The organism is Blattabacterium cuenoti (assembly GCF_014251575.1).
Classification (GTDB): Bacteria; Bacteroidota; Bacteroidia; order Flavobacteriales; family Blattabacteriaceae; genus Blattabacterium; species Blattabacterium cuenoti_N.
This window is the reverse complement of sequence record NZ_CP059191.1, coordinates 260,869-279,098: the sequence shown is the minus strand read 5'-3', so window position 1 is coordinate 279,098 and position 18,230 is coordinate 260,869. Positions and strand designations below refer to the sequence as shown.

Annotated in this window: 17 protein-coding genes; 2 read left to right on the top strand and 15 right to left on the bottom strand. The window is 26.8% G+C overall.

From position 1 onward, the window contains the following. Positions 1 to 2: 2 nt before the first annotated feature. On the bottom strand, positions 3 to 1,013 hold the full coding sequence (locus H0H67_RS01330; RefSeq protein ID WP_185859544.1) for an Mrp/NBP35 family ATP-binding protein: 1,011 nt from the start codon (positions 1,011 to 1,013) through the stop codon (positions 3 to 5). 61 nt (positions 1,014 to 1,074) lie between these two features. Between H0H67_RS01330 and H0H67_RS01325 the strand changes: the two genes are divergently transcribed. Further along, a complete protein-coding gene (locus tag H0H67_RS01325) occupies positions 1,075 to 1,710 on the top strand; it encodes a 4'-phosphopantetheinyl transferase family protein (protein ID WP_185859543.1) in 636 nt (211 codons plus the stop codon). A gap of 9 nt (positions 1,711 to 1,719) precedes the next feature. Continuing rightward, positions 1,720 to 2,349, top strand: a complete 630-nt coding sequence (gene pnuC, locus H0H67_RS01320) for a nicotinamide riboside transporter PnuC (RefSeq protein ID WP_185859542.1) — start codon at positions 1,720 to 1,722, stop codon at positions 2,347 to 2,349. 3 nt (positions 2,350 to 2,352) lie between these two features. Here the strand turns inward: pnuC and hisS are convergent, their stop codons facing one another. Genes hisS through rsmH form a run of 14 tightly spaced genes read right to left on the bottom strand, consistent with a single transcriptional unit; the run spans position 2,353 to position 18,213 of the window. Then, positions 2,353 to 3,762, bottom strand: coding sequence for a histidine--tRNA ligase (gene hisS, locus H0H67_RS01315; RefSeq protein ID WP_185859541.1), 1,410 nt, complete (start codon positions 3,760 to 3,762; stop codon positions 2,353 to 2,355). Between the two features lie 27 nt (positions 3,763 to 3,789). Then, a complete protein-coding gene (ftsZ, locus tag H0H67_RS01310) occupies positions 3,790 to 5,154 on the bottom strand; it encodes a cell division protein FtsZ (RefSeq protein WP_185859540.1) in 1,365 nt (454 codons plus the stop codon). 11 nt (positions 5,155 to 5,165) lie between these two features. Beyond that, positions 5,166 to 6,536: a cell division protein FtsA gene (gene ftsA, locus H0H67_RS01305; RefSeq protein ID WP_185859539.1), complete on the bottom strand. Its 1,371-nt coding sequence runs from the start codon at positions 6,534 to 6,536 to the stop codon at positions 5,166 to 5,168. Positions 6,537 to 6,540: 4 nt separating this feature from the next. Beyond that, positions 6,541 to 7,215 (bottom strand): cell division protein FtsQ/DivIB, encoded by a 675-nt coding sequence (locus H0H67_RS01300; RefSeq protein ID WP_238784588.1) that lies wholly within the window; start codon positions 7,213 to 7,215, stop codon positions 6,541 to 6,543. Between the two features lie 48 nt (positions 7,216 to 7,263). After that, the gene (gene murC, locus H0H67_RS01295) at positions 7,264 to 8,640 is read right to left on the bottom strand and encodes a UDP-N-acetylmuramate--L-alanine ligase (RefSeq protein ID WP_185859537.1); all 1,377 of its coding nucleotides are present in this window, start codon (positions 8,638 to 8,640) and stop codon (positions 7,264 to 7,266) included. Further along, entirely contained in the window at positions 8,637 to 9,743 is a 1,107-nt protein-coding gene (gene murG, locus H0H67_RS01290; protein WP_185859536.1) for an undecaprenyldiphospho-muramoylpentapeptide beta-N-acetylglucosaminyltransferase, read from the bottom strand. The genes murC and murG overlap by 4 nt, the downstream gene beginning before the upstream one ends. Further along, positions 9,733 to 10,920 carry an FtsW/RodA/SpoVE family cell cycle protein gene (locus H0H67_RS01285; protein WP_185859535.1) on the bottom strand — a complete coding sequence of 396 codons (1,188 nt, stop codon included), beginning with the start codon at positions 10,918 to 10,920 and terminating at the stop codon, positions 9,733 to 9,735. Before H0H67_RS01285 ends, murG begins: the two co-directional genes overlap by 11 nt. After that, on the bottom strand, positions 10,917 to 11,807 hold the full coding sequence (murD, locus tag H0H67_RS01280) for a UDP-N-acetylmuramoyl-L-alanine--D-glutamate ligase (RefSeq protein ID WP_317168110.1): 891 nt from the start codon (positions 11,805 to 11,807) through the stop codon (positions 10,917 to 10,919). Before murD ends, H0H67_RS01285 begins: the two co-directional genes overlap by 4 nt. Next, complete coding sequence (locus tag H0H67_RS03175; RefSeq protein WP_317168109.1) at positions 11,798 to 12,277, bottom strand: Mur ligase family protein; 480 nt, start codon at positions 12,275 to 12,277, stop codon at positions 11,798 to 11,800. Before H0H67_RS03175 ends, murD begins: the two co-directional genes overlap by 10 nt. A gap of 2 nt (positions 12,278 to 12,279) precedes the next feature. Beyond that, on the bottom strand, positions 12,280 to 13,467 hold the full coding sequence (gene mraY / locus H0H67_RS01275) for a phospho-N-acetylmuramoyl-pentapeptide-transferase (RefSeq protein WP_185859601.1): 1,188 nt from the start codon (positions 13,465 to 13,467) through the stop codon (positions 12,280 to 12,282). A gap of 14 nt (positions 13,468 to 13,481) precedes the next feature. Next, positions 13,482 to 14,948, bottom strand: a complete 1,467-nt coding sequence (locus H0H67_RS01270; protein WP_185859600.1) for a UDP-N-acetylmuramoyl-L-alanyl-D-glutamate--2,6-diaminopimelate ligase — start codon at positions 14,946 to 14,948, stop codon at positions 13,482 to 13,484. A 2-nt stretch (positions 14,949 to 14,950) separates the two neighbouring features. Then, positions 14,951 to 16,924 carry a penicillin-binding protein gene (locus tag H0H67_RS01265; RefSeq protein WP_185859534.1) on the bottom strand — a complete coding sequence of 658 codons (1,974 nt, stop codon included), beginning with the start codon at positions 16,922 to 16,924 and terminating at the stop codon, positions 14,951 to 14,953. Between the two features lie 3 nt (positions 16,925 to 16,927). Continuing rightward, on the bottom strand, positions 16,928 to 17,266 hold the full coding sequence (locus tag H0H67_RS01260; protein ID WP_185859533.1) for an FtsL-like putative cell division protein: 339 nt from the start codon (positions 17,264 to 17,266) through the stop codon (positions 16,928 to 16,930). 26 nt (positions 17,267 to 17,292) lie between these two features. After that, a complete protein-coding gene (gene rsmH, locus H0H67_RS01255) occupies positions 17,293 to 18,213 on the bottom strand; it encodes a 16S rRNA (cytosine(1402)-N(4))-methyltransferase RsmH (protein WP_185859532.1) in 921 nt (306 codons plus the stop codon). Positions 18,214 to 18,230 lie beyond the last annotated feature (17 nt).

The window sequence follows — 18,230 nt, the reverse complement described above, 5'->3', positions numbered from 1 at the left end:
ATTCATTTCATACTCAATTGATTGATAATATTTTTCGTAATTTTTAGAAAAATATTTTTAATATTCTCGTTTTCTAAAACTCCAGGAATTCCCAAGTCTGAATATTCTCGTATTTCTTGTAACATAGGAATTTCTCCAAGAAAAAAAAGATTCATTTTTTTGGAAAAATTCTTAACTCCATTTTTTCCAAAAAAATAGCATTTTTCTTTGCTTTCTTTTGTAAGAACATAAGACATATTTTCTATAATTCCAAGAATTGGAACAGAAATAGATTGAATACGAAACATTCCTACAGACCTATTTACATCCGACAATGCTACTTTTTGAGATGTACTAACTATAACAATTCCTTTTAATGAAATTTCTTGCAAAAGAGATAAATGGATATCCCCTGTTCCTGGTGGTAAATCTACAATTAAAAAGTCTAACTCCCCCCAATCAGTTTCATGAATAAATTGTCTCAAAACTTTAGTGACCATCGGACCTCTCCAAACAATAGCCTGTCCATATTTTGAAAAAAAACCTATAGATAGAATTTTAACTCCATAACTAATAATAGGATTAATCATCCCATTTTTATGTATCCTTGTATTAATATCTTCCTCTTCAATATTAAACATTAATGGAATAGAAGGACCATATATATCAGCGTCTAATAATCCAACATGAAAACCCATTTTGACTAAAGATACAGCAATATTAGCTGATATTGTAGATTTTCCAACTCCTCCTTTTCCAGAAGCTACAGCTATTATGTTTTTGATTACAGGTTTGATATCTGATTTCATTTCTATTTTTATGCATATTGTATCTAATATATTTTGATTTTTGATCGAATCGGTTATATCTTTTATTAATTTATTTTTGAAATGCATAGCTGGATTGGATAAACTCAAATAGATTATGATCTTATTACTTAATAAATCTATTTTTTTTACAAAACCAGATTCAATAATATTTTTCTTATCAAGAAGAATAACATTTTCTAATGCTTTTTCAATTCTTTCTTTCATATATTTTTTTTAACTCACAATAGTACAAAAAAAAATGGCTAGATTTAAAAAAAAATACTAAATGAATTTTTGTGCCTATAAATTTAATAATCTTCATACAAAGATTATAGTTTTTAGATGGGAACACTTTTTAGAAACAACGTTTTTAGAAAAGCTAATTCTTTCCGATAAAGAAAAAATGTTTTTTTTATCTTTATCAAAAAAAAGAAAAAGAGAATTTTTAGGAATCCGTTATGTACTGAGATATATAGGCATGAAAATGAATATTTTTTATAATGAAAAAAGAAAACCCTTTCTTTTTTCTGAAGGAAAAAATATTTCCTTAAGTCATTCTTTTGAAAAAATTGCCATAGCTATAAGTTCTTATCAGATAGGGATAGACATAGAAAAATTACGAAAAGACAATAAAATAGTTAAAATAAAAAAAAAATTTCTTAGAAAAGATGAATCTATTTTTATTAATCCAAATTATGAAGAAGATTATCTGCATATTATATGGGGAATTAAAGAAAGTTTGTATAAACTAGAAGGTGGTATTTTTTATAGTTTTTTAGATCATTATAAAGTTTCTCCTTTTTGTCTTAAAAAAGATTATTGCATATCATGCTGGATTCTAAAAAAGACCTATAGTAAGAAATTTTCTGCTTTTTATAGAAAAATAGAAGAACATTACCTAGTTTATATTATAGATAAATGAATCAATCTAATGAATGATTGGATCGATATCCTTTTTTACCCCTATTATAATAGGAACATTTTTTCTATAATTTTAGAATTTACAGCTGTAGCATTTACAGTATTTAGTGTTTTTTTTGCTCAAAATAATAGTATATGGGGATATCCAATAGGAATAGTAAGTACTATAATATATAGTTATTTAACTTTCGTGACTTCTCTTTATGGTGATTTTATTATTAATCTGTATTACACGGTGATGAGTTTTTATGGATGGTATGTATGGCTATATAAAAAGGATAAAAAAAATAAAGAAATTCCTATCACTTTTTGCAATCAAAAAGATTATTTACACACGGCTATTTTATTTTTATCTACTTGTATTTTCAGCATGATGGTTTATTATTTTCATGGAAAACTTCAATCCCATTTTGATTGGATGGATGTATTGACAACAGGTATTTATTTTTCTGGGATGTATCAAATGGCTATGAAAAAAGTAGAAAACTGGATATTTTGGATGGTTGGAAACGTTATTTCCGTTCCTCTTTATTTTTTGAAAGGCTTTGTATTGACAGGAATTTTATTTATCATTCTTGTCCTATTGGCTATAGCAGGATTTTTTATTTGGAAGAAAAAAGCACTCAATAAAATTTTATAATGATTATTGAATTAATTGATTCACAATATCATTTATATTATCGTATTCTTTTTCTGTCCTTTCTTTAAGATTTTTTACTCTTATTTTATTTCTTTTAATTTCATTTTTTCCTATACTAATAGTAAATGGAATATTATTATCATTAGCATATCTAAATTGTTTTCCTATTTTAACCGTATGAGGATATAATTGAGTGGAAATTCCTTTTTTTCTCAAAAAATTTATCATTTTATATGCATACAAAACCTCTTCATCTCCAAAATTAATAAACAAAACTTTTGAAGGATAATTAGAAATAGTTTGGAACAAATTTTTTTTTTCCATAGCTAAATAAATTCTATCTAAACCTAAAGAAACTCCTACTCCAGAAACATTTTTCATTCCAAATAAATTAGCTAATTGATCATACCTACCTCCTCCACCAATAGAAATTAAATTTGAATAACCATTATTATGGAATGGAACAATTTCCAATATTGTACCTGTATAATAATTCATTCCCCTAGCTAAAGAAATATTCCATTCCAATTTTGTGTTTTGTAAAGAAATCCTCCTTATATTTTTATAAATAAAACTCAAATCTTTGATCCCCTTTTTTCCTTTTTTAGAATATTGAAAGGCTACAGTCAAATGTTTTTCTTTTTTAGAAAAATTTTCTTTCATATCAAAAAAAAATGCTATTTTCTCAAATGATTGAGATGATATTCCTTTACGAAGCATTTCTTTTTTGACTAAATCTCGTCCAATTTTATTCCATTTATCTAAAGATGTAGTAAAATCTTTCCATAAATTATTTTTTATACCAGAAATTTCAACTAATCCTCCTAATATATCTCTATGATTAATATAGATGATGATAGGAAAATTCAATTTTGTAAAAATTTCGTCACAAAGTTGAATTAATTCTATTTCTTCCCATAAAGACCCATAAGATGAAACGATGTCTGCATCACATTGATAAAACTCTCTAAATCTTCCTTTTTGAGGTTTATCAGCACGCCATACAGGTTGAATTTGATATCTTTTAAAAGGAAAAACGATTTCATTTTTATGCATTACCACATAACGTACAAAAGGAACCGTTAAATCATATCGAAGAGCTTTATTAGATAAATGTTCATTCAAAAATTTTGCAACATCAACCGTTTTTTCCTTACTATTGATTTTTCTGAAAAAATCTGAAATTCTTTTTTTTAAAACATTGCCTGAATGAAGTAATTTAAACATTAAATAATCTCCTTCTTCTCCATATTTACCAACAAGAGTAGAAATATTTTCAAAAGAAGGGGTTTCTATCGGATAAAAACCAAAAAGTTCAAATTTTTCTCTAATAACTTGAATTAAATAATTTCGTTTACTCATCTCAATTGATGAAAAATCCCTGGTCCCTTTGGGAATATTAGGGAATTCCATAATCAATGAATATTATTATGAAAAAAGTTAAAAGTCATTGAACTTTTCATTTTTATGATTTTCTTTTTTACGAGTACGCTTTTTGAATATTTTTTCATTTTCATTGTATGAAATAGGAAGATCAAAACTATCTTCTAGAATCATATATTTTTTATGTTTTTTTTCTACAAAATTGGAATCAATAGCTTGATCAAAAATGCTTTTTTTTTGATTTAATGAAAAATTTTCTTTCTTCTTATTATAAGAAGGTTTTTCTGAATGATTTGAATTTGTAGAAGAATAAGGATCTATTCGTTTAGAATAAGAATGAATTTCTTCTACTTTTGTTAATCTTTGTTCATAAGGTTCTTCCAATCTATGAAAAATTTTTTTTTCTTCATGATTAATGGCTCTCTGAATTTCCGTAGGAAATCCTGTAGCTACTATAGTTACTGAAATACTTTCTTCCAAACTTTCGTCTTCTCCTATTCCCATAATAATGTTAGCATTGTTTCCTGCTTCTGCTTGTATATAATCACTGATAATTCCAATTTCATCTATAGTAATTTCTATTCTTCCTGAAACAATAAGCAAAAGAACATTTTTAGCTCCCGTAATCTTATTATCATTCAATAATGGAGAATCCAAGGCTTGTCCAACAGCGTCTTTTGCTCTATTTTCACCAACAGAAATAGCAGACCCCATAACAGCTGTTCCACTTTCTTTAAGAACGGTTCTAGTATCTCTTAAATCTATATTTTGTTTATAATGGTGAGTGATTACTTCTGCAATACCTTTAGCTGCAGTGGTTAAAACTTCATCTGCTTTTGCAAATCCAGCTTTAAATCCTAGATTTCCATATAATTCTCTCAATTTATCATTATTAATCACAATGAGAGAATCCACATTTTTTCTTAATGCTTCTATTCCTTTTTGAGCTTGTTGTAATCTCATTTTTCCTTCAAAATGAAATGGAATTGTTACGATTCCTACAGTCAGAATCCCTTTTTCTTTAGAAATTCCTGCAATAATTGGGGCAGCACCTGTTCCAGTTCCACCACCCATTCCTGCTGTAATGAATGTCATTTTAGTATTAGAATCTAGAACACTTTTTATTTCTTCCAGACTTTCTAAAGCAGCCTTTTCTCCTACTTCTGGATCTGCTCCAGCGCCTAGACCTTCCGTAATCGAAGCTCCTAATTGAATTTTTACAGGAACTGGGTTGTTATTTAAAGCTTGGGCATCCGTATTACATGCTATAAAATCTACGCCAGTAATTCCTTGTTCAAACATGTGACTTAAAGCATTACTCCCTCCACCTCCTACTCCAATTACTTTGATTGCAGCTGAACGATTTTTCGGAAATCCAAATTGAACGTTCTCTTTTTTTTGTATAAAATCTTCTTTTTTCATTTCATTGTTTGTTATTCTGTGTCATTCAATATTTGACGGAACTTATCTGCCCAAATTTCAAGAAAAGATTTTGATTTTGTTTTATTTTTTTTCTTTGAATAATCCGAATTATCTTCATAATTTAATTTCCGATTTTTATTATAAAATTTTGTAGAAATAAACTCAGAAGTGTGATTTTCATCATGTATATGTCCCATATCTGTTGTACAAAGATATTTTTTTTTATCATCAAGTCCTTTAATTACTAAACCTATAGACGTTGCATATTCTGGATTACTTATAAGACCGTTTTCTCCTCCTGCAATATGTTCATTAGAATAACCTATACGTACATCCATTCCAGTAATATATTCCGTTAAAGGACGAATATGTTTTAATTGAGAACCTCCTCCTGTCATAACTAATCCTGCAATCAGTCTTTTCTTTTGTTCTTCATTTCCATAATTTTTGATTTCCACATTGACTTGTTCCAAAATTTCACATACTCGTTTATGGATAATTTGAGAAAGATGTTTCAAAGAAATTTCTTTAGGGTCACGACCTCTTAATCCAGGAATACAAACAATTTCTGTCTCTTTATTTTCTCCAGGCCATGCAGATCCAAATTTGATTTTTAGTAATTCTGCTTGTCGTTCAATAATCAAACAATCTGTTTTAATATTTTCAGTAATAACATTTCCTCCGAAAGGGATAACAGCAGTATGACGAATAATGTTATCTTTAAATATAGCTACATCAGTGGTTCCTCCTCCTATATCCACTAAGGCTACACCAGCTTCTCTTTCTTCGGTGCTTAATACAGCTTCTGCAGAAGCTAAAGGTTCTAAAGTCATTCCAGCTAAATTCAATCCTGCTGCTTTGACACATCTTCCAATATTACGAATAGAAGAAATTTGTCCTACCACTACATGAAAATTTGCTTCTAAACGACTTCCATACATTCCTATTGGTTCTCCTATTTCTGCTTGACTATCGACTTTATATTCTTGTGGAAGGACATGAATTATTTCTTCTCCTGGAAGCATCACCAATTTATGAACTTGATCTATTAATTTTTGTATATCTTTTTGATTGATTACATTTTCAAAATCTAATCTAGTAATATAATCATTATGTTGTAGACTTCTAATATGTTGCCCTGCTATTCCAACAATAACTTCTTTTATTTTTAAACCAGAACTATGTTCTGCTTCAGATACGGATTCACGAATAGCTTCAATAGTTTGAGTTATATTGTTGACAACCCCTATATGCACACCTATACTTTTAGATCTTCCTATGCCTAAGATCTCAATTTTATTATATTCATTTCTCCTTCCTACCATAGCTACAATCTTTGTGGTCCCCACATCAAGACCTATAGCTATATCTTGATATTCCATAGACTTATCTTTTTTTTGCGACTACTTGGTCTTTATATTGCAAATCAATACTTTGATATTGATTAGTATCTATTTTATTTAGGTACTGCTTATAAAATGCTTTTAATTTATTCAATTTATTTTTAAAATTATTTATATTTCCTAATATAATATTATGATTTCCTATTTTTGGGATTAAAATAAATGAATTATGATCATTTTTTTTGATGCTAATGATTTGGTTTTTGAGTAGTTCATCAGAGTTTATAAATTTGACCAAGTCTGCTAAATATTTTTTTTCTTTTTTTGAAAAAGGTCCTTTTGCTAAAATAACTTTTGAAGAATAAAAAGGAGAAAGTTCTAAAACTTCTGCATCTTTGGTCAGATAATATTCTTGATTCCCATTTTTTATTCTTAAAATTGGTTCTTTCTGCCAAATTTTTATGTTTAGGGAGCCATCTACACTAATAAAAACTTCAGATTTTTTTACAAAAGGATAATTATTTAATTTTTTTTCCATTCTCAATATACATAATTGACCGATTTTTTTTTCAATTTTTTCTATTTTAGGAAATAGAATATTTTTAATGATTTTTTCATTTACAAAATGGTCTTTGGATAAGGGATCTATGACGATATTGACCTTTTTTAAGGTTCTGTTTTGATGTGTTTTTTGAGAAAAATAAAAAAGGAAACCCATACATGTTATATACAATAATAATATGAGGATAAAGGATTTATTTTTCATTTATCCATATCGTTTATACAACCATTTTTTTATAGGAATAATTAAGGTATCTATATCACCAGCTCCTATTGTAAGAATAATATCAAAGTGTTTATGTTTTTCTTTAATTTTTTCTAAAACCTTGGATAAGGTAGATATTTCTTTATTTTTAGAATTCATTTTTATTTTTTCTAATAAACTACTTGAATTAGTTCCATCCATGGGAAATTCTCTAGCTGGATAAATGTCTAATAAGATTAAAATATCAAGATTTTCTAAACTTCTCGCAAAATATTCTTCAAAAAATTTAGTTCTACTAAATAAATGAGGTTGAAAAACACCCAGTATTTTTTTATTCGGAAAACACTCTCTAACAGTTTGAATCAAAGCATTTATTTCTGTAGGATGATGTGCATAATCATCTATATATATTTTTTTTTTGGATTGATAATGTATGGAGTATCTTCTTTTGATTCCTTTAAATAAAAACAAAGCTTTTCTTACTTTTTCTTTATTAATTTTTAGATAGTCAGATATAGCTAATGCTGCTGTGACGTTTTTTAAATTGTGTATTCCTGGAATAGGTAAAGGCAAAGATTTCCATGTTTCTGTAGGAGTATGAAAATCAAAATACCATTTTTTTTCTTTTATAGAAAGATGACTAGAATAATAATTTGCTTTTTCTATCACAGAATAGTAGATTGCGTTTTTTGATGAAAAAGACTCTTCTTGACAAATAAATACTTTTTTATATGGTTTTTTTATTCTGTTAAAAAAAGCTATATAAGCCTTTTTCAAGGTTTCTTTTTTTGGATAAGTATCCACATGATCCTGGTCAAAAGACGTAACACATGCAATATTAGGAGATAAATATAAAAAAGAACGATCAAATTCGTCTGCTTCTACCAAAAAAATTTTAGTTCCATTCAATATGATATTAGATTGGTAATTCTCAGATATTCCTCCTAAAAAAGCAGTAACATGAATTCCTGCACTATATAAAATATGCCCTAGCAAGGTACAAGTAGTTGTTTTTCCATGTGTCCCTCCTATAGCTATACAAATTTCATTTTCTGTGATCAAGGACAATACTTGAGAACGTTTTTTTATATTTTTCCCATATTTTTTTAAATAGATCCATTGTTGATGATGATTCGGAATGGCTGGAGTATACACAATCAAACATTGTTTAGACAGTACCCATTTAGGTAATATTTCTATACAATCATGATAATTGATGGAGATTCCCTCTTTTTCTAATTTTTTAGTCAAAAAAGTTCTACTTTGATCATGACCACAAACTGTTTTTCCCATAGCATGAAAATATCTAGCAAGGGAACTCATTCCCATTCCTCCTATTCCTAGAAAATAAAAAGAATCAACTTGGTTTAAGTTCATAAAATAATTTGTAAAATCTCATTAACAATATCATTTGTCGCTTCAGGTTTTCCTAATTGCAGGATATTTCTACTCATTTTTTTTTTCATAATGGAATCATTCACTAATTGTATAGTTGAATCCACTAATTTTTTCTCTATTTCCTCATTTTTAATAATTAAAGCAGCCTCTTTTTCTTCTAATATTTTAGCATTTCTATTTTGATGATCATCGGAAGACCAAGGAAAAGGAATTAATATGTATGGTTTTCCTATTAAACATATTTCTGATATAGTTAAAGCTCCAGCTCTAGATACAATAATATCTGCAGCAGCATAACATGTCGGGATATTTTCAATAAAATCCATTAAAATAAAATTTGAATGATGAGACATTTTATTCTTTCTAATTCTATGAATATCAAATTTACCAACTTGCCAAATAAGTTGCATATCTAATTCTATTAGTTTTTTTAAACCTTTTATCCAAGCATTATTCATACTATTGGAACCTTGACTCCCTCCTATAGATAAAATAATAGGTCTTTCTACCTTTAATCCTAAATGAATACAAGCTTTTTTTTTACTAGGTAATTGGAATATTTCAGATCTAACTGGATTTCCAGTTATTATTGTTTTTTCTTTTGGAAAATATTTCTTGGATTGCTCATAAGCAACACATACCTTATGAGCATAACGAGAAAATATTCTATTAGTTAATCCAGGAAAAGAGTTCTGTTCTTGAATAAGAATAGGGATTTTATTTCTTTTTGCAACATATAAAGTAGGAAAACTAACAAATCCACCTGTTCCAACAACTATGTCTGGAGAAAATTTTTTGATAATTTTATTTACCAAAAAAAAACTATATATCAATTGTATAGATAAAATAAATCCTTCTATAGAAAAAAATTTATCTTTTCCTCCTGAAATACAAATTCCTTCAATAGAATATCCAAATTTAGGAATTTCTTTCATTTCCATATGATTTTTAGATCCAATAAACAAAATATTGGTTCCTGGAATTTGTTTTTTAAGTTCGTCTGCAATAGCTATTCCAGGATAGATGTGTCCACCAGTCCCTCCACTCCCAATAATTATTCTAGGTGAAATATTATTGTTCATGATGAATTATAATTTTATTAGTTGAATTATCATATATAATTCGACTAACACTTAATATGATCCCAAAACTAAAAAAAGTAACCCACATGGAAGTCCCTCCAGCACTAATTAGTGGTAAAGTTTGTCCCGTTACTGGAAATAAACCAACAGCTATTCCCATATTAATGAGTGCTTGATTAATAATAGGTAACCCAACAGATAATACCAATAAAGAGCAAAAATAATTTTGAACCTTAGTAGCTATTACCATAATTCTAAGTAAAATAAGTAGATAAATAAATAAAAGAATTACTCCTCCAACAGATCCATATTCTTCTATTATAATAGCATAAATAAAATCAGAAGAAGATTGTGGAAGAAAAGCCTTTAAAACACTTTTTCCAGGTCCACGACCAAATTTATTTCCTAAAACAATAGCCGTTTTAGATTGTTTCATTTGATAACTTTCTTCAGATTCATGATCCAAAAATTTTTCTATACGACTTTTCCATGTATAAACCCTATTCATAGGATTTTTATCTCCCCATTTTATAACAGAGTAAATATAGATTCCTGCAAATAGAATACCCATTAATAAAACTCCCATAACACCTGTTAATGGATATCCTCCTATAAAAAGTAAAATTAAAACGGAAATAAAAACAATAACTGCAGTAGAACCATTAGCTGGGAAAATCAATCCAATAATAAAAAATATAGGAAACAATAAAGGAAAAAAAGAGTTTATAAAATTTATACGTTCTTTCTTTTTTTGAGCCAAATATCTAGCACAATAAATAAAAAGAACTAATCCAGCAATGCTGGAAGTTTGAAAAGATATATTAATAATGGGAATGTGCAACCAACGAGAAGCATTAACTCCATCCAATTCTTTTCCCTGACTAATAGTAAAAACTAATAAAATGAACACTACAGGCATAGAAAGTATAGACATACTATAAAAATATTTATAGTCTACAAATTGAGTAAAAAAAAGAATGCAAAAACCAACTAACAAAAAAAGAGCATGTTTTAACAAATAATTAAAAACTGTATTTGTTCCTCCATATGTAGTCACCAAATTAGTACTAGCGGAATATACTGGTAAAAAAGAAAATATAGCCAATAAAGAGATGAAAGCCCATAGATATCTGTCTCCTTTTAGATATCTATTGAAAAAAACATCTATTTTTCTCATATTTTTTCAGAAATAAGTTTTCTGACTTCTTTTTTAAATTTATTTCCTCTTTCTTTATAATCTTTAAAAAGATCAAAACTAGAACAAGCAGGAGATAGCAAAATATTATCTCCATGAAAAGACAATATGTAAGCCATATAAACAGCTTTTTGAATACTTTTTGTTTCCAAAATGATATCAATAATATCTTTAAAAAAATTTATAATTTTTTCATTATTTATTCCCAAACAAATTATAGCTTTTACTTTTTCTTTAACTAAGGGAATTAATTCTATATAATCATTTCCTTTATCTTTTCCTCCAGCTATCCATATAACAGGTCCATTTATACTTTTTAATGCATAAAAAACAGCATTAACATTCGTGGCTTTAGAATCATTAATAAATTGAATTCCATTGAAATTGAGTATTTTTTCCAGACGGTGTTCTATAGGTTTTAATTTTAATATCATAGGAATTATTGATTTTTTTTTGATGTTTAATATTTTGAATATCATTAATGAAGCCATAATATTATATAAATTATGATCTCCTATTAAAGGAATATCTTTCACATTTAAAAAAAAAATTTCTTGATTTTTTTGATTTCGAATAAATATTTTGTTATTTTTTATGTAAGCTCCAATATGTAATTCTTCTTTTATAGAAAAAGGAATACAGTGAGAAAAAATAGGATACTTTTTTAATCCCTTTCTTATGAGAGGATCATCATGATTATAAATGAAAATATCTTCTTTTTTTTGCAAAGTTGCTATTTTAAATTTAGAGTACATGTAACTTTCAATATCATCATATCTATTTAAATGATCTTTTGTAATATTTAATAATACTGCAATATTTGATCGAAAACTATAGCAATCATCCAATTGAAAACTGCTTACTTCCAATACGTAAACGTTTTTTTTTTTATAACTTCTTTAGAAAAACTACGTCCAATATTTCCTGCTATTCCAACATTAATTCCTTCTCTTTTAAGAATTTGATAAATTATGGAACTGGTCGTTGTTTTTCCATTACTTCCTGTTATACTTATTACATAGGAGTGATTTAGATAACTTTTTCCAAATTCCAATTCGGATTGAATAGGAATCCCCAAAAAATTAATTCTTTTTATAATAGAATTTTTTCTAGAAATTCCAGGACTTTTTATTACTTTAATAGCTTTTTGAGCTATTATACTTTCTGTATGCCCTTTTTCCTCAAAAGGAATTTCATTTTGAATTAAAATTTTTTTGTATTTATTTAAAATAATTCCTGAATCAGACAAAAATATTTTTAATCCATTTTTTTTAGCTAATAAAGCGGCTCCTACTCCACTTTCTCCTCCACCCAATATGACTATTAATTTTTTTTTCATTGTTATATAATTAATAAAATCAATACTAACACCGAAAGCATCATTTGTATGATAAGAAAACGATTGAAAATTTTATTTTCATGATATCCTAGTTTTTGAAAATGATGATGCAAAGGTGCCATGAGAAAAATTTTTTTTCCTATTCCATATTTTTTTTTATAATATCTAAAATACAATACTTGTATTATGACAGAAATATTTTCTATAAAAAAAATTCCACACAAAATAGGTAATATTAATTCTTTTCTGTTTATGATAGCTAGAGTCGCTATAACTCCTCCTATAGTTAGGCTACCAGTATCTCCCATGAAAATTTGAGCAGGATAGGTATTGTACCAAAGAAAACTTATTAAAGCTCCTAGAAAAGAAAAAGAGAATATGATTATTTCATCTAGATGAGGAATGTATATAAAATGAAGATGGGATGAATATATTTTATTACTTGAGATGATAGATAATAAAGATAAAGTAGCAAAAATAATAAAAGAAATTCCAGCTGTTAATCCGTCTATTCCATCGGTTAAATTAGCTCCGTTAGATAAAAATGTGATAATGAAAATCACCATAGGAATAAAAACAATCCATGTGTATTTTTTCCATTTTTTATTATACCAGCTTAAAAGATAAGCATAATCAAATTCATTATTATGACTAGAAAAAATGGGAAGAGTGGTTTTGAACCCATGTTCTTCTTTAATCAAAAAGTTTGAATCTACTTTTTGAATAGAAACATTTGTATTAAAAAAATACATAGTGCTTCCAATAAAAAGTCCCAATAAAATTTGACCTAATATTTTTCCCATTATACTAAGTCCTTTTTTGTTGTATTTTATTTTAATATAATCATCTACAAATCCAATACTTCCCATACACAATGTTGTCATAATCAACATAAGTACATATATATTCTTCAAAGAAGAGAAAAGTATTGTAGAAATTAATGTAGAAAATATCATGATAATTCCTCCCATTGTTGGAGTTCCTTCTTTTTCTTTTTGTCCAATGAGGCCAAGATTTCGTATATGTTCTCCGATGCTATTTTTTTTTTTCCAACATATAATTTTTTTATAAAAAACCAAGGATATACAAAACGATAAAAAAAAAGCTATTACAGCTCTGAAAAAAACAGAATTGATATTGATCAAAAAATAGATGCAGATTAAGTATTTTATTAAAAAATGAGGAATCATCATCTTATTTCATTTCACACATAATTTTTCAATAAATCTTTAACTATTTTCATATCATTAAAAGGAAAACGTTTTCCTTTTATTTCTTGATAAGTTTCATGTCCTTTTCCAGCAATCAGAATAATATCTTTTTTTTTTGCAATTTGAATTGCGGTTTGAATAGCTTCTTTTCTGTTTACAAAAGTCAAAATAGATTCTTTATTGAGATATGATTTAAAATTTTTCATATCAACTAATATTTTTTCCATATTCTCTTCCCTAGGATTATCTGATGTAAAAATAGAAACATCACATGCTTCATAAACAATTTTTCCCATTAAAGGACGTTTTTTTATATCTCTATTTCCTCCACAACCTATAACACAAATTAATTTTTCATTATTTTTTTTGATTTCTTTAAGAGTATTTAAAACAGTTTTTAATCCATCTGGATTATGAGCATAATCTACAATGACACGAATTCCTGAATTGGATAAAAATTGTTCAAAACGTCCTCTGATAGGTTTTATATTTTTTATTTTTTTCAGAATATCATCTTTATTTTTACCTAGCAAAATGGCTGTAGCGTAGCTGGATAATAAATTATAAACATTAAAAGTTCCGATTAAATGAGTAAAAATTTGATGATCATCAATGAGTAATTGACTTCCATGAATACTTTTTTTTAAAATTTGAATTTTGAAATTTGCATTTTTTTTAAACCCGTAAAAATAGGTTTTAGATAAAATATTTTTTATGATTTTATACGAATTTTTATCATCTGAATTCATTAATGCAAAAGCATTCTTAGATAAATTTTCAAAAAAAAACTTTTTAGTAGATAGATAATGATCAAAAGATTCATGATAATCTAAGTGATCATGTGTTATATTAGTAAAAATACCTCCTTGAAATAATAATCCTGCAATTCTTTTCTGATGGATTCCATGTGAACTCACTTCCATAAAAGCATATTTGCATCCTTTACGGATTGATAGATTTAAATATTTATTGATTTCAATAATATTTGGAGTTGTATGTGTTGTAGGATATATTTTAGATAATATTTTGATTCCCATAGTAGAAATCAGAATATTTTTTTCTCCCATTTTAGAAAATAATTGATGAAGTATTGTTGCTACAGAGGTTTTTCCATTTGTTCCCGTAATTCCTATTAATTTTATCTTTTTTGTAGGATGATCATAAAAATTTGAAGACATAATACCTAAAGCATCCGTAGAATTTGCAACAATAACATAGGTAATATGTTGATGAATAGGATGATTTATTTTTTCACAAACTATAGTATTAGCTCCGTTTTGAATGGCATCTATAATAAATTCATGTCCATCTGTTATTTTTCCTTTTTTGGCTACAAAGATCATATTTTTTTGTATGATTTTGGAATCTATAGAAATTCCTTCTATCAATTTAGAAGTATTTCTTCCTATTATTTTTAACACATCCACTTTTTTTAGAATATATTTTAATCTCTTTTTTATTTTCATTCTTCTAGTTTAAGAAATATCATCTGATTTTTTTTCAACTTATTTCCTGGTTGAACAGACTGATTAATAACTTTTCCAATCCCTTGATATCGAATTTTAAAACCCCTATTTTCCAGAATAGGAATAATTTCTTTTCCAGGAATGGAAATTACATTAGGCATGATCCATTTATCAACAAAAAAGTTTTTTGATTCTCTAATCTTTTTAAGGAAATCTTCTTGATTTTCTTTTTTTTTGAAAAATGTTTTTTTTTCTATTCTTGGATAGATAGATTTAGCTATCTTGTCAAATACAGGAACTGCTACTTCAATTCCGTAATATCCTTTTTCTGGTTTTGAAATGACTACAATACAAGAATATTTTGGATTTTTAGCAGGAAAGTATCCTACAAAAGAACTATTATAAGATAAAGGTTTTCCTTTTATCCAGTAATTTAACTGTGTTGTTCCAGTTTTCCCTGCATAGGGATATTCTGGATTATAATATTTTTTGGCTGTTCCATTTTTCACGACTCCTTCTAACATATTTTGAATTTTTACGAGAGAAGATTTTTCAGCGATAGAAGGATTCATTATGATAGGTTTTGTATATTTTTTTATGCTTTTTTCATGATGTTTTATTTCTCTAATAAATAAAGGTTTAATCATTTTACCTTGATTAGCTATCGCATTATAAAAAGTGAGTATTTGTAAAGGAGTTAATTTGATATTATATCCAAAAGTCATCCATGGTAATGTAATGCTACTCCAATTATTTTTTCCAGGTTTTGGAATGAAAGGCATGCTTTCACCTGGAATATCTATTCCTATTTTTTTATCTAATTTCCATTTACATAAGTGTCCTATAAACTTTTCTGGATTTTTTTTATAATTTTCATAAATAATTTTTGCTATTCCTACATTTGAAGATAATTCCAAAATTTGTTTTGGATTCATTTCTGCATATCCACTATAGTGACTATCGCGTATTTTTTTCCCTCTTAATTTCATGACTCCTCCTTTGATATTGATAATCATATCAAGATCTATTTTTTTATCTTCTAGAGCTGCAAGAATAGCCATTGTTTTAAACGTGGAACCTGGTTCACTTCCTTCCCATACTGCAAAATTTCTTAAATCTTCGTAAGTATTTTTTTTGGTTTTTTCTAGATTAATCATAGCAGGTATTTCTCCACTTTTGACATCCATAAGAATAACACATCCATGATCTGCTTGAGAAATGGATAATTCTTGAAGTAATGCATGATAAGCTATATCTTGCAAATATATATCTATAGTCGAATAAACGTCTTTTCCATCTTCTGGATCTATTTCATTTCCTGATTTTAATGGTTTCCATATTTTAGAACTGATACGTTGTTCTAACCTTTTTCCATCTTTTCCTTTTAAATATTTACTAAAGGCTCCTTCTAGTCCTGCTTTTCCTCTATGATCATCATATCCTAATGTTCTTTTTCCAATATTTTCTAATGTATGAACTCTGCATATTTTTTTTTCCACAATAAAACCACCCCTGATTTGTCCTTTGTTGAAAATGGGAAGATTTCGTAATATCTTGAAATGTGGATAATCTAAATTTTTTGCTAACAAAAAATATCTATTTCCCTTTCTTTTTTCGTACTGAAATTTTTTATAGAAAAAAGATTTTGGTTTTTTAAACAAAGATTCCAATGAATTACATAAATAATAAATATTTTCTTGAAATAATTTTTCAGATATGGATCTAAAATCAATGTGAATATCATATCTTATAACAGACATAGCTAAAATACTACTATCTGATGCATAAATATTTCCACGTTTAGCCTTAATTAAATTGGTTCTAATCGTTTTTTCTATAACAGATTTTTTGTATCCTTCTGAATAATTTTGAATATAGAATAAGTTGAAAATAATTAATGATGCAATTAAGATGAATAAAAAACCAATTAAGTAAGATTTATATAATAAAATATATCTTTCTCGTTTCATCCTTTATTCTCTTGTATTCATCTCTTTTTCTTGTTGATGTTCTAAGATCAATTCGTATGGAGGTTCCTCTAAATGTTTTAATCCATTAACCAATTTTTTTCTAAGAAAAGAAAATAATTGCATTTTCATACATTTCCTATGTATATCTGCATATTCAGATTTTAATTCTTTAATTTCTTCACTAATTTTAGTTATTTTTCGAATTTTTCTGTCCATCATATGTGAACTAGTAATGCTGATTAAAGATAGTACAGTCAAAAAAACAATGAAATTCCAACTACGGTAGGCATCTTCTTTGACTAAAAACTTTCCTTTAAGGATATCCTTGATATTTGTTTTCATGTTTTTTTCATTTTATTTTTGAATAATTAAGCTTTTTCCCCTATTCTTAATCTAGCACTTCTGGATCTTGGATTCCTTATGATTTCCTGAAGGCTTGGTTTAATTACTTTTTTATGGATCATTCTGAATGGAAGATTTTTTAAGTTAATTTTATTTATTAAAATTCCCTTTTTAAAAAAATATTTCGTTATTCTATCTTCAAGAGAATGATATGAAATTATAGCTATTCTACCTCCTTTTCGAATAATTTTAGAAGATTTTAATAAAAAATCCTTTAAAATGTTTATTTCATTATTCACTTCTATTCGTATTGATTGGAAAAGTCTAGCAAAAAACCTTTTTCTTCTTTTAAAAGATCCATGAATAAAAAAAAGATTAATTAAATCCAAACTAGTAGTAATTTTTTTTTGAAAACGTTTTTTTAGTATTTTTTCCACAATCTTTCTTGCATTTTTAAATTCTCCATATTCATAAAATATATTAAATAACTCTTTTTTTGAACATTCGTTAAGAACATTTTGAGCAGAATAAGAAGATTCCTGATTCATTCTCATGTCTAAAGGACAATTTAATTGATTTGAAAATCCTCTTTCAGGATCATCTATTTGTAAAGATGAAAGACCTAAATCAGCTAATATTCCCGATACTTTTTTGATATTATTTTGATTCAAAATATCACGTATATGAATAAAATTATTGTGAAATAAATGAAAACGTTTATCCTTAATAAAATTCCTTTTTATAGATTCTTTATCCTGATCAAAAGCTATTAAAGTTCCTCCTTTATTTAATTTTCTTAAAATAGCATAAGAATGTCCTCCTCCTCCAAATGTTGCATCTATATAAATTCCATTTTGATCTGTTATTAAATTTTCTATGCTTTCTTTTAGAAGAACTGGCTCATGATGGGAGTATATATTATGGTAGTCAGAATGTTGAAATTCCATTTTTTTTTATAGCTATA